Below are 11,567 nucleotides of genomic sequence, written 5' to 3' on the forward strand. Positions count from 1 at the left end.
GGCGAAAATTGTTAGCGTAAACAGCTACTTGGCGGCAGAGAGCAGGGGCTTGGCCGTAAACGACGGAGGATAATGTAGCGTAGGATTTGGTTGCGGGGGTGATTAAGCCGAGACCGACATTCGCTCCAAGTTGTCATTCAACAGCCGGCCTCTCAAAACTGTACGCCGGAATGTTTACTTTAAACGGAGCTTCCCGACCTCCGCCGACCTGTATCCACAACATCAAAAGCGTCCACTCCTCATTAATCTTATGCTGTTCAAGGCGAAAATATTCTTCTCATGAACAATCGCGCCGCACCAACTTGCCGTTCTTCGTGAACACGCCCGCTTTATTTATTTCCGTGCTGCATTTGAGCAGAAAACCTTCCATGGTCAATTCCTTGTAGCCGTACAAATGGAACGCATGGGGTTGCCAGTCGCCATTGCTGTAGACGAATAAGCTCGAGGGACAACCGGACGCATCGCACAGCGCTTTGGTTCGGGCTGGACAGGCCAGGGCGTGGTCCAGCAGAAAATCGTAGGTGCCGTCATGGTTTACATCGTCGGCAAGAAAGGCGTTCTCATCGCGCCCCTCGGCTTGGAAGTCTGCGCCGCATGCGGCGGCGATTGCCGTAACTTGATCGCGAACTGGCTGCGGGATGTGATGGCGCGCGATGACTGGCTCGGCTGCATTCGGATCAACGACAAGAGCATTCTTGCTGTCGGTGCAATCAGCCAGCCGATCACGATGTTCGCCATCAGGTCGGTCCTGCAAGACTAGCGCGCCAGTTTCAGCGCCGAGCGCAATGAACTGATTGGCGTCCCAAATGCAAAACCGGCATCCGTGATGGCCTCGAATATCTTGCTTTCTCTCATCGTATCCAGAGGTGGTTAACGTGATAACGCGCAAGACCGGAACATTATTACGCCGCTGCCAGCGTTGTGTCTGCCGTCAGCACGCGCGCTGCGGCCGCCAGCAGGTCGGTCTGGGTGATCAGGCCAAGGATGCGTTGTTCGGCATTCACCATGACGACGGCATGGCTGCGGCCGTCGGTGAGCACCGGAAGCAGACGCATCGCGGGCGTGTCGGGAGAGGCGGTGCCAGCCTTCGACATCATGCCCCTCACCGTATCCGTCGCCGTCGTCAACTCGCGCAGGCCAACCGCACCGACCAGCCTGCTGTCGGCGTCTGTCACTGGCAAGGTGCGGATGTTGTGATCGAGCAGCAGTTTTCGGGCCTCATCGGCCGATGCATTCTCGCGTACCGATACCACATCGCGGGACATGATGTCCCGGCAGAGCAGCATCCGCTGCGAGCGCACCAACGCCTGCAACTCGACCTGGCGCAGTAGCCTTTCGAGATCGTCGCGGCTGATGTCAAAGATTTCGTCCAGCGCGGAAAGTGCTGTATCGACATCTTCGGGCTGGAATCCGACGCGCTCCACCGGCGGCCGGTCTGCGATGCCATGGCTATTTGCGGCGGACACGTGGACATGCGGATAGTTGCGCCGTGACAGAAGGTGGAAAATGAAGCCAAGCGCCACCAGTACTGCGGAATTCAGCGCCACCAGTAGTGCGATATACGGGCCGTTCCCGTTCGCCAGCGCACTGATCACTCCAGTCAATGCGATACCGGTCATGGCGCCGATGCAGGCGAGCAGCCGCTCGCGCAGCGTCGCACCGGCAAGTATTGGAACAAAGAGGCGAAACGCCATGGCAAGCCCTGGGGAGAGTGGTCGGAACTTCCGGGTCCGCAATGCAGCAAAGCCACATATTTGGAAGTCAATCCAGTTCGGAAAGTCGGCGCATGGGAGAATATTATTGCGCGATGGGGTCATTGCAACTGGGGCTGATCAACGTGTGGCCACACATGAAGCGACCAGAGTCATTCCGCTGCGCGAGCATCTCTCATGCTTGGCAACTTCTCTGAAGAGACGCCGATATCATGCGCAGTTCGTCTTTTAGCCAACTCGTTGCTGCATCTGCGGTGCTGCGTGGATGCCAAGCAAATCCAATCTCGAATCCGTCAACTTCGATTGGTGGTGCAAACAAGCGGAGTCCGTAAGAACCCGTGCAGCACTGAGCCAGGCGGCGCGGGAGGGTGGCAACAAGGTCAGTAGTTGAAACCGTCGCTGATGCTACAAGAAAGTGGGGCAAGCTCAAAGCAACCCGCCGGGTCCGGCCGATACTGGCGAGGGCTTTATCTACGACAGCAGTCATCCGCCCTTGGCTGGATACGATGACGTGATCCTCTTCAAGAAAAGCATCGAGCGTTACGGTGTTGGGCAAGCGCGGATGTTTTTGTCGGCAAACCGACACATACTCGTCGCGGAACAGCACCTCTACATTTCTGGATGCGGAAAGGCTGTTGCTTTCACTAATCACCAGATCGCAATCGTGGCTGGCGAGGCGCTCTTCAAAGTCCTGCGCGAATGGAAGAATTTGAACGCTGATCCCCGGAGCGAGTGACCGAAGCCGTTCCACGAACGGGGCGAGAACAACGAGCGTGGCGTACTCGTTGGCAAGGAGCCGAAATCGCCTTGTGCTCTTTCCTGGATCGAACGCGCCATCCATCGCCAAAGTGTTTGCGATGTCATCCAGCAGGGTTCGGACGCGGGGCCGCAGCTCTGCCGCGCGTGGAGTTGGAACCATTCTGTTTCCGCGCCGCACCAGAATTGGATCGTCAAACATAGCCCTGAGGCGGGCGAGCGCTGCACTTGTGGCCGGTTGGCTCAGGCCGAGTCGCCGTGCCGCACCCGAAACGCTGGGCTCGGCCAAGAGAGCGTCGAAGGACTTGAGAAGATTGAGGTCGATATGACGGATATCCATGAAAGTGATTCCAGAAATACACGGGATTGATTGGAATTATATCCCATTGACCCGTAAGTTTCCAGTGCACAAGGAATTTATCCAGCACCTCGCACACAGGAGCGATACGATGGTCGCCAAAACCACACTCGGAAAATCGGGCCGCGCGGTCGGCCGCATCGGCTTGGGAACGATGGGCATGTCGTTCGGCTACGATCCCCATGGGCGAGACGATGCCCGCTCGATAGCGGTCATACGCAGCGCTATCGAACTCGGGGCCAATCTGATCGACACTGCCGACGTCTATGGACCATTCAACAATGAAGAATTGGTCGGTCAAGCGATACGCGGGCACAGGGATGCAGTTGTTCTCTCCACGAAGGGAGGATTGCTTGTGAAAGACTATAACTTCGAAACGAACGGGAAACCCGATTATCTTCGGCAGGCTGTCGACGCGAGTCTCAAGCGCCTGGGTGTCGATCATATTGACCTCTATTTCCTGCATCGCGTCGATCCTGACGTGCCTTTGGAAGAATCGTGGGGCGCGTTGGCCGAGATTGTCGAGGGCGGAAAGCTCGGCGCCCTTGGCCTTTCGGCGGTGGCTCTCGATGAAATCAAGCGTGCGGAGGCAGTGCATCCGGTCGCGGCCGTTCAATCGGAACTGTCCCTTTTTGACCGAACGGTGTTGGCTGACGTTCTGCCCTACACGGTCGAGAACGGTATCGCTTTCTTACCGTTCTCGCCGCTCGGGCGGGGCATTCTGACCGGCACGTTCGGAGGGCAAACCGATGTACCCAAGGATGACTGGCGTCTGACGCTTCCGCAGTTCTCCGAAAACGGCCTCGCCGCCTATCGCGAGAGTGTGGAGACCGTTCGCAAGATCGCGCGGGAACACGGAGCGACACCGGGACAGGTCGCCCTTGCTTGGCTTCTCAGCAAGGGAGAATACGTGATCCCCATCCCTGGGACTAAAACACCTCGCTATCTGGAAGAAAACACAGCCGCCACGGAGCTTCGTCTCACTGCCAATGATATCGCGAATTTGGACGCACTCGAACTACCTACTCGCGATAGAGTGGGATGAATGAAAGACGCCTTGAAATACCGGCTGATTGGGCGGTCAGTTTCCTGTCCGGGCGCAGCCTTCGTGCTCCCCCGATCGAGGCGAAGGCTACCGCCGAATACAGCGGCGGAAGCACATGCGGCGACGATGCATTCAGCACCGAAGATCGATCGTCAATGGGGAGTGCCGACCGCGCCAGGGGTCGCTCATTCCCCTTGCGTCGCTCATCCAGACGCTCGCCGTCGCTGAATGCGCAGGTCGCCCTGGAGATCACCGAGGATTCGGCGCTGGACGCACAAGTACAGGTGCGGGAAGACCGGCTAGACGTCGCCTTCATGGCTTGCTCCCACGAATCCTCGACTTCAATTCGCGCGTGATCTGGCGCGACCGGCTTATGGCCGTCATGGCGGCCTCCCATCCGCTCGCGTCGCGCGAGCACGACTAATGGAGAGATCTCGCGGCGCAAACCTGTGCGGCAGCTGCAACAAGCTTTAGCCGGATCCGTTGCAGCAAGCCGCTCTCCGGCTTCGGCCATTGAATTGGTCCTGGTTGGGCAACGTGGGTGCTTTCAGTCCTAGTACCGTTCCGCGTTGTTGTGAACAGCTCCATGCGATTCGAGTCGGGCTCGTCAATTGTTCCCGCGTTCAAGCGCTGTCGCGGAGGTGAAGGCGGCTATGTTAAGTCGGTGAACATCCCGCTGCTCTTCCGACAGACGGTCGATGGCCTCGCTCACCGTAACGAGCGTCAGCCGCGCTTCGACCGTGCTGTTGCCATCCTGGCCGACAATATCGCCGCCCTCTCCAATGTCGTCGGTCGGGCCAGCCGTTTTCACGCGCCGCAGGCGGTCGATCCACAGATTGCGTATGATGCGGAACATCCACGCATCAAATCGCGTGTCGGCCTGAAAGCTTGCCGCATTCGCGAGTGCCCGCTCGCAAGCCTGCTGGACCAGGTCGTCCGCCAGGTCGGGAACGCGCGTGAGCGATAGGGCAAACCGCCGCATATTCGGCAGCAGGGCGATCAATTGTTCGCCGATATCGTGCGAGGCTGCCGTCATAGGCCGATCCTATTGGAGTCGAAAAAAACTGACCGAGGAATAGAATAGCTTTTCGGCCGTTTCCAGTGCAGGTTTGTTGCACACTGTAGAACATGGAAGCAGAGCCGTTGCTGCAACGGTGGAAGAGGACGATGGGCAAACTATTCTTCGAGCGGTTGCGAAAAGCGCCCACTTTCCTATTGTTGCTCTCGGTACTGGGCTCGTTCGCACTGCCTGATCCCGGACCCTTTCAAATCATTACGCCCGTACTCGCCGACGATGACGACGACGATGGCGATGATGATCATGATGATGACGACGACGATGATGATAATGATCGTGGCCGCGGGAGCCGCGGATATGACGGCAGCAGTTCATCACCTGTTTATCGTGCGGCAAGGCCGCCACGTTTTCTTCGCGAATTGATACGGCCCTTTCGCAATCGCCCGGCCGCTCCTCCTCGCCGTGCAGCGCCGCCCCCGCCACCGGAGCCGCGGTATGCGGAGCACCAGATCGTCGCGATGGGGCTTTCAGACGAGCATCTCGCCCAACTCGAGGCCGATGACTATGTGGTCCTTCAACAAAGTGAACTCTCCTTGATCGGCCAGTCCATCGTGAAGCTGGAGGTGCCCTCAGGCACAGACCTGGAAACGGCGCGAGAAGACGTGCGCGTGCTCGATCCGACCAGTCAAGCCGACTTCAACCACTATTACCGACCCGAACAAGCTGACGTGCAGGCGCGCATCTGTCCCGATGGGCTTTGCTGGGCGCCCCTTCTGATAAAATGGCCTGTCCGCGATGCCGGAGCGCGCCAAGCCTGCGATACGGCCGTACGCATCGGCATGATCGACACGGGGATCAACCCGGAACATAAAACCTTTGCCGAAAGTGCGATCGACGTCATGCGTATCGCCGACGAGGAGGAACCTGCTTCCGGGCGCCAGCATGGCACTGCCGTCGCCGCACTCCTTGTTGGCTCGCAGGCGAGTCGGTCACCGGGGCTCCTGTCCGACGCCAAGCTGTTCGCGGTGGATGCGTTTCAACGTGCAAGCAGCGGAAGAGACCGTGCCGAAGTATTTGACCTCGTGGTCGGGATCGATCATCTGCTCGCTCATGATGTCTCCATCATCAATATGAGCCTTGCTGGCGATGCGAACGATCTTCTGCGCGACTCTATTGAATCGGCCGTTGCAGAGAACAAGGTCATCTTCGTGGCGGCCGTGGGCAATGATGGTCCGCGGGCCGAACCCGTCTATCCCGCTGCCTATCCAGAGGTAATCGCCGTCACGGCCGTCGATCGTCACAAGCGTCCCTATCGACGCGCCGTGCAGGGCGAGCACGTCGACCTTGCCTCTCCTGGCGTCGATGTCTGGACTGCAGCTTCGATCAGCGGTGCGCGGCCCAAGACGGGAACCTCCTTCGCCACGCCATTCGTTTCCGCCGCGGCTGCCGTAGTGAAGGCCGAAGAACCCGCCCTTTCGCCCGAAGAGGTTGAGCAGCGGCTTGCTTCCATGGCCGAAGATCTGGGCGAGCCGGGAAAAGATCCCGTGTTCGGCTGGGGGCTTCTGAACGCTTCGAAGGTTTGCGGTCTTGTGGACGAAAACAAACCGATCGTCATGGACTAGTTTGCTGTACGGCCAGGTCACCGCGTCCTGCTCGTTTGGAACCGCCTGATCCTGCCCAAGGACACTCCATCGTGCTGGAGCGCCAGCCGGGCGCGGATGCGTCCGGCAATGCCGGGCTTGAGGATGGGGTGGACTACCGCTGGTGGGATTTGATGAAGGCCGCCGGGCTGTTACCTGTCCGGCGCGGCCTACGTAATGCTGACGGGAGTGTATCTGGTCCGGGCGTGACTGCGTTGCCTGACCGTCTTGCCACGGGGGTGATGATCAGCTCCCTTGCGATGGTCGTCGGGCCATACCCAAATCGAGAACAGTGTCAGGTATCTCGAAGTGGGCATAGAAGATGCGCTGACCCTCGCAGAGGGAACTGGATCTGACGACAATGGCGGCCCCAGTTCCGATCTGAGGCCGCTACTGGAGCAGCCTTCGAAAGTGTGCGCCAACGCAAAGCGGTATCTCTGACCATTGACACGAAGAAGCGGAGGTAATAAGTGGTAAGACCAGTCGAGAGGAGTTGAAGTGCATGCTCTCCATAGAACGCGGAGACGAATTGGTGGGTGCCGAGAAGGTGTTTGCGTTTTTTCGCGAGCAACTTCTTTCTGGCGGTCTCAGGGCCGGTGACCGCCTCACGGGAGAGCGCGAGCTATCCCTTTCGCTCGGCGTGTCGCGGCCGGTGCTGCGGGAGGCCCTGCGCTCCCTGGCAATGCTCGGCTTTCTCGAAATTCGTCACGGCAAGGGAGCTTATGTGAAGGCGGCCGACGTGGCGGTGCTGCGGGATTTCTTTACTTTCAGCCTCGCTCAACAGCCCGATGTTCTCGATGATGTCATGCAGGCACGCATCGCTATTGAGTGCCAAGCCATTCGGCTCGCCTGCGAGCGGGCAGGAGACAGCGACCTCACACGCATCAGCAACTGCCTGTCCAAGTTGATGGACACGCTTGACGATCCTGAAGCCGGCGGCGAGGCCGATTTCGATTTTCATCTGGCGCTGGTCGAAGCCGGTCACAGCCCGGTGCTCCTGACGCTCTATGACGCGATCTCCGAACTCATGAAACGCAGCCACCAGGAGCGGCGGCGGCTCACCGTCTTGGTTCCGGGCATCAAGGATTACCTCGTCGACGCGCACCGTGAGGTTTTTTTGTCCATCCTGTCACGCGATCCAGACCAGTCAGAGAAGAAGCTGCGTGACCATTTCGCAATCGGCGACGAGTTCCGCCGCAAGAGCTACATCGTCGCCTACTCGAAGGCGGAGGGACCTCAGAAAGACTGAGCTAAAAGGGAAGGAGACACTATGAGAACGTTCGGCATTTCATGCGCCCTGGCAGGTGCCGCGCTTGCGCTCGGCCTATCCGCGACGGCTGGCAACGCACAAGAACTCCGCTATGCGCACGTCGGAGCCGAGGGCGACATTCAGACCCGGTATGCGGCGGAAGCCGCCGAAGCGATCGCGGAAGCCACCGACGGTGAAGTAACGATCCAGGTCTTCCCCGCGAGCCAGCTTGGCGGCGTGGCCGAGATGGTGGACGGCGTGCGCATGGGGTCGATCGGCATGGGACATCATGACTTCGCTTCGCTCGCCCGTATCGTGCCGGACGTCGCCGTGTTCAACGCGCCTTTTATATACCGCGACGGGGCGCACGCACTGGAGGCCACCGACCCGGCCAGTTCGCCCGCCCTGCAGGAGATTAACGAAAAACTGATCGAAAAAGGCGGCGTGCGTGTTATCGGCCGCATATATCGCGGCGCGCGCCATATTTCCTCGAATTTCGAGGTGAAATCGCCCGAGGACCTCGCCGGCAAGCCGTTCCGTGCCGTGCCGCTCGACCTCTGGGTGTCGATGGTCAAGGGCTTCGGCGCCACGCCGACGCCGGTCGAGGTCTCCGAACTGCCCACTGCCCTTATGACTGGTCTGGTCGTCGGCCAGGAGAATCCGCTCACTATGATTAACGCCAACAAGCTCTACGAAGTGCAGTCGCATGTCGCCATGACCGGCCACATGCAGTCGATCCTCGCGGTGTTCGTCAATGAGGAGGCGTGGCAGGGACTCTCCCAGGAACATCGTGACGCGATCACCGAGGTGCTGGACAAGAAGGCACACGAGTCGCTTCAATGGGCCACCGAATCCGAGGCCGAACTGGTGGAAACGCTGGAAGGCCACGGCATGACCGTAATCACGGAAGAGGACGGCCTCGACCTGAATGCCTTCAGCGATCGGGTGCTGGAGCAAATCCGCACGGATTTCCCGAGCTACGAACCCTACATCGAGCAGATTGGACAGCTTCAGTAGCCGATCTCATCCGCGGAAGCGGCGGTTCTGCCGCTTCCGCTAAACCTCTCCCCCGACGGTTTCAGCCATGTCGCTTGTGCGAACAGTCCTGAGCGGTTTCTGCGTACTCGTGCTCGTCGCCCTTACGGCGGTGCCATTCGTACAGGTCGTGTTGCGTGACCTGTTTGGAGCTCCGATCGTCGGCGCGGAAGAATTCACGCGCTTTCTTCTCATTGTGCTCGTCTTCACGGCTTTTCCGCTCGTCGTGATGAATCACGAGAACATCGTGATGGCGGAACTTCGCGAACTTCTGCCCCACTTCGCGCGTCGGTTTCTGGCCGTTCTCACGGCTGTAGCAGGAGCGCTGGCGGCGGGTTTTGTCGCCTATGTGACATGGGGAACCATTTTCAAGAATCTGAGTAATGCGACCCCTACGCTCGGGATTCCGTTCTGGCTTTTTCTCGGCTCGACCTTTTTCGGATTCGCCGTTGCGGCCCTCCTGCACATCCTGGATCTTCGGCGCCCGCCGCGCGAAGAAACCAAGGTTCTGTGAGGCGGCATCATGGGCCTGGCGATCATCGCAGCATTTCTCCTCCTCTTCCTCATCGGCATTCCGGTCGTCTACGCTATCCTCATACCCTCAATCATCTATGTTCTGATTGAAGGCCTTCCGTTCGGACTGCTCGCGCAGCGCGTCACATACGCGCTCGATTCCTTTCCACTGGTCGCGGTACCGATTTTCATCTTTGTCGGCAATCTCATGAATTCGGCCGGGATCACCGATCGCATTTTTCGCTTTGCCGACACGCTCGTGGGGCGCATACCGGGTGGTCTGGCGCAGGTGAACGTGTTTTCCAGCCTCATCTTCTCCGGGATGTCGGGTGCCGCGCTTGCCGATGTGGGCGGGCTCGGTAAAATCGAGATCCAGGCAATGCGAAAACGCGGGTTCACGGCGCCATTTTCGGCCGCTGTGACCGGAGCCTCCGCCGTAGTCGGCCCGATTTTCCCTCCAAGCATCCCGCTCATCGTCTATGGCTCGATCACCAGCGTCTCGATCGTGCAGCTGCTCGTTGCAGGTATCCTGCCGGCGATCATCTGTGTCGGGCTGCTGATGATCACAGTGGCGGTGCTTTCCTATCGCCGCAATCTGCCGAGAGCCGAAAGGTGGCCACGGCCGTCGGAAGTCGGGCGCGATCTGCTGCCAGCGGTGCCGGCGCTCGTCGCACCAATACTGATGATCTCCGGCATGCTGGCGGGACTGTTCACGCCGACGGAAGCGGCGGCAGTAACGGCTGCCTACGTTATCCTCATCAGCTCGCTTTTCTACCGCGACCTGACATTGCCGCACCTGTGGAACGCGCTGCTGGTGACGGTTCGCAGCACCGGCGCCATTCTGATCATCGTCGCGGTCGCGGCACTGTTCGGCTGGATCCTTGCTGTCGAGCAGGTGCCGCAGGACTTCGCGCGCTGGATCCTTCAGTTCAGCACCAATCCGATCGTCCTGTTGCTGATCGCCAATCTCATTTTCTTCATCGCAGGCATGTTCCTTGATTCGACAACAGCCACGCTGCTCGTGGTGCCGATCATCGCGCCGCCCATGGTGCTGGCGGGGATCGATCCGGTGCATCTGGGCATTCTGGTGATTTTCAACCTGATGTTCGGGCTGCTGACACCGCCGATGGGACTGGCCCTCTTCCTGCTGACGAGCATCGCCGGCATTTCGCTTCGGCAGTTGCTCCACGCGCTTTTGCCGTTTTATCTGCCGTTGCTTATAACGCTCGCAGTCATCACTTTTGCGGACGAGTTAGTGCTTCTGCTGCCCGGCCTGCTCCGCTGACATTGCAACTAGAAGGATCGTGAGATGCGTATCGTAATCGGTTCCGACCATGCGGGTTTTCCCCTGAAGGAGACTGTCGTGGACTTCGTGCGTTCGCTTGGCCATGAAGTGGAGGATGTCGGCTCGTTCGACGACAAGCCGGTCGATTTTCCCGACATTGCACGCGCGGTGACCCATCGCATCGCATCCGGCTCCGCCGAACGCGGGCTCCTTGTCTGTGGAACAGGTGTTGGCGCTGCAATCGCGGCGAACAAGGTCAAGGATATCCGGGCGGCCGTATGCCATGATGTGCACTCAGCCCACCAGTGCGTTGAGCATGATAACGTCAACGTCATGTGCATAGGCGCACAGATCGTCGGGCCGTGGCTCGCAAAGGATTTGATCGCGGCGTATCTCGCTGCCGAATTCTCGAGCGACGAGGAATTCCGGCGCCGGGTCGAAAAGCTTGCCGAAATGGACGACGCGCGGTAATCGGTGGCCTTCGGCAATGGCGCTGGCATCATCAACTTCAACCACACCGGCACCAACTACGCTTTCGCGCCTCCCGCAGCCTCGCACAATTCGATAACCTTACCGCCTCTTTAGCAATCGCGAGGCGTTTCACTTTCTCCAAGGAGGCTGGCCGTCGGCAAAAAGGACTTCGATCTCGATCGAAAGCGAACGACAGCTACACGCTTGCGAAGGCAGTTGCCAGGCTTGAGGCAGTCAGGGACAACCCAGTTTGTCCCGTTTACCATGCGGGCTTCCCGGCAGGACTATATCGTGCTATGTAGCGTCAGAAGTATCGTTCGATTTGGTTCTGGCGAGTCCATTGCTGGAATTGGTTGATTTGGCTTGTTTGGCGAAGAGTCCCTCTCTCTCCGCCAGCGGATTTTTGGACGAACGGCTCTCCGCCAATCTACGGCCAAGCCCTGTTCTCTGCCGCCAAGTAGCTGTTTACGCTAACAATTTTCGCC

At 59.1% G+C, this 11,567-nt stretch carries 11 protein-coding genes and 2 pseudogenes; 9 read left to right on the top strand and 4 right to left on the bottom strand.

The window, feature by feature from the left end; all coding sequences use genetic code 11:
• Window positions 1-277: 277 nt before the first annotated feature.
• The 3 genes from LY631_RS20205 to LY631_RS20215 all read right to left on the bottom strand — a co-directional run bounded on the left by LY631_RS20205 (window position 278) and on the right by LY631_RS20215 (window position 2,808).
• The gene (locus LY631_RS20205; RefSeq protein ID WP_274427421.1) at window positions 278-889 is read right to left on the bottom strand and encodes a hypothetical protein; all 612 of its coding nucleotides are present in this window, start codon (window positions 887-889) and stop codon (window positions 278-280) included.
• A 13-nt stretch (window positions 890-902) separates the two neighbouring features.
• A complete protein-coding gene (locus LY631_RS20210; protein WP_274427433.1) occupies window positions 903-1,694 on the bottom strand; it encodes a CBS domain-containing protein in 792 nt (263 codons plus the stop codon).
• Between the two features lie 193 nt (window positions 1,695-1,887).
• Window positions 1,888-2,808: a LysR family transcriptional regulator gene (locus tag LY631_RS20215; protein ID WP_274427422.1), complete on the bottom strand. Its 921-nt coding sequence runs from the start codon at window positions 2,806-2,808 to the stop codon at window positions 1,888-1,890.
• A gap of 109 nt (window positions 2,809-2,917) precedes the next feature.
• Between LY631_RS20215 and LY631_RS20220 the strand changes: the two genes are divergently transcribed.
• Window positions 2,918-3,871 (top strand): aldo/keto reductase, encoded by a 954-nt coding sequence (locus tag LY631_RS20220; protein WP_274427423.1) that lies wholly within the window; start codon window positions 2,918-2,920, stop codon window positions 3,869-3,871.
• Window positions 3,868-4,227, top strand: a complete 360-nt coding sequence (locus LY631_RS20225; protein WP_274427424.1) for a hypothetical protein — start codon at window positions 3,868-3,870, stop codon at window positions 4,225-4,227. Before LY631_RS20220 ends, LY631_RS20225 begins: the two co-directional genes overlap by 4 nt.
• A 311-nt stretch (window positions 4,228-4,538) precedes the next feature.
• Here the strand turns inward: LY631_RS20225 and LY631_RS20230 are convergent.
• Window positions 4,539-4,907 (bottom strand): annotated as a pseudogene (locus tag LY631_RS20230) (RNA polymerase sigma factor); the annotation flags it as partial.
• A 131-nt stretch (window positions 4,908-5,038) separates the two neighbouring features.
• On the opposite strand from LY631_RS20230, the gene LY631_RS20235 reads away from it, so the two are divergent.
• The 7 genes and pseudogenes from LY631_RS20235 (at window position 5,039) to rpiB (ending at window position 11,082) form a co-directional block, all read left to right on the top strand.
• Complete coding sequence (locus LY631_RS20235) at window positions 5,039-6,511, top strand: S8 family serine peptidase (protein ID WP_274427426.1); 1,473 nt, start codon at window positions 5,039-5,041, stop codon at window positions 6,509-6,511.
• A gap of 21 nt (window positions 6,512-6,532) precedes the next feature.
• Window positions 6,533-6,681 (top strand): annotated as a pseudogene (locus LY631_RS20240) (TrbI/VirB10 family protein); the annotation flags it as partial.
• Window positions 6,682-7,031: 350 nt separating this feature from the next.
• The gene (locus LY631_RS20245) at window positions 7,032-7,778 is read left to right on the top strand and encodes a FadR/GntR family transcriptional regulator (RefSeq protein ID WP_445082925.1); all 747 of its coding nucleotides are present in this window, start codon (window positions 7,032-7,034) and stop codon (window positions 7,776-7,778) included.
• A 21-nt stretch (window positions 7,779-7,799) separates the two neighbouring features.
• Window positions 7,800-8,795, top strand: a complete 996-nt coding sequence (locus LY631_RS20250; RefSeq protein WP_274427428.1) for a TRAP transporter substrate-binding protein — start codon at window positions 7,800-7,802, stop codon at window positions 8,793-8,795.
• Between the two features lie 67 nt (window positions 8,796-8,862).
• Window positions 8,863-9,327: a TRAP transporter small permease gene (locus LY631_RS20255; protein ID WP_274427429.1), complete on the top strand. Its 465-nt coding sequence runs from the start codon at window positions 8,863-8,865 to the stop codon at window positions 9,325-9,327.
• Window positions 9,328-9,336: 9 nt separating this feature from the next.
• Window positions 9,337-10,611, top strand: a complete 1,275-nt coding sequence (locus LY631_RS20260; protein ID WP_274427430.1) for a TRAP transporter large permease — start codon at window positions 9,337-9,339, stop codon at window positions 10,609-10,611.
• A gap of 24 nt (window positions 10,612-10,635) precedes the next feature.
• A complete protein-coding gene (gene rpiB / locus LY631_RS20265; protein ID WP_274427431.1) occupies window positions 10,636-11,082 on the top strand; it encodes a ribose 5-phosphate isomerase B in 447 nt (148 codons plus the stop codon).
• Window positions 11,083-11,567 lie beyond the last annotated feature (485 nt).

This window comes from Chelativorans sp. YIM 93263, from assembly GCF_028767125.1.
Taxonomy (GTDB): Bacteria; Pseudomonadota; Alphaproteobacteria; order Rhizobiales; family Rhizobiaceae; genus Chelativorans.

Bases quoted from the DNA above. Each gene is read 5' to 3' on its own strand.
- LY631_RS20210 (WP_274427433.1), bottom strand. From the start codon at position 1,694: ATGGCGTTTCGCCTCTTTGTTCCAATACTTGCCGGTGCGACGCTGCGC.
- LY631_RS20215 (WP_274427422.1), bottom strand. From the start codon at position 2,808: ATGGATATCCGTCATATCGACCTCAATCTTCTCAAGTCCTTCGACGCT.
- LY631_RS20220 (WP_274427423.1), top strand. From the start codon at position 2,918: ATGGTCGCCAAAACCACACTCGGAAAATCGGGCCGCGCGGTCGGCCGC.
- LY631_RS20225 (WP_274427424.1), top strand. From the start codon at position 3,868: ATGAATGAAAGACGCCTTGAAATACCGGCTGATTGGGCGGTCAGTTTC.
- LY631_RS20235 (WP_274427426.1), top strand. From the start codon at position 5,039: ATGGGCAAACTATTCTTCGAGCGGTTGCGAAAAGCGCCCACTTTCCTA.
- LY631_RS20245 (WP_445082925.1), top strand. From the start codon at position 7,032: ATGCTCTCCATAGAACGCGGAGACGAATTGGTGGGTGCCGAGAAGGTG.
- LY631_RS20250 (WP_274427428.1), top strand. From the start codon at position 7,800: ATGAGAACGTTCGGCATTTCATGCGCCCTGGCAGGTGCCGCGCTTGCG.
- LY631_RS20255 (WP_274427429.1), top strand. From the start codon at position 8,863: ATGTCGCTTGTGCGAACAGTCCTGAGCGGTTTCTGCGTACTCGTGCTC.
- LY631_RS20260 (WP_274427430.1), top strand. From the start codon at position 9,337: ATGGGCCTGGCGATCATCGCAGCATTTCTCCTCCTCTTCCTCATCGGC.
- rpiB (WP_274427431.1), top strand. From the start codon at position 10,636: ATGCGTATCGTAATCGGTTCCGACCATGCGGGTTTTCCCCTGAAGGAG.